This is a genomic window from Bacillus sp. SIMBA_005, assembly GCF_046535585.1.
Classification (GTDB): domain Bacteria; phylum Bacillota; class Bacilli; order Bacillales; family Bacillaceae; genus Bacillus; species Bacillus pumilus.
In genome coordinates, this window is record NZ_JAWRWI010001275.1 from 1 (window position 1) to 231 (window position 231).

Annotated in this window: 1 protein-coding gene; it reads left to right on the forward strand. The window is 71.4% G+C overall.

Features of this window, described 5'->3' with window-relative positions; genetic code table 11:
- The coding region (locus tag SB660_RS24165) for a hypothetical protein (RefSeq protein WP_410585180.1) at positions 1-231 on the forward strand (231 nt) is incomplete at both ends.

Here is a 231-nt window from a genome sequence, read left to right on the forward strand (position 1 = left end):
GACAGCGGCGGCAGCGCGTCCTCGTTGTCGCCCAGGTTCGCGCAGGCGCATCCTCAGGTCCTGCAGGGGCTGGCCGAGTCGCGCCAGCGCCTGGCCGGAGCCGGCGGAGCGACCGAACTGGCGATCGCCAACTGGCGGGATGCACGGATCGAGATCGGCGGTCGCACGACCGTGCTTGCGCAGTTGCCGGTGGCATTGCGCGATTCCGACGACGTGCGCGTGCACACGCAG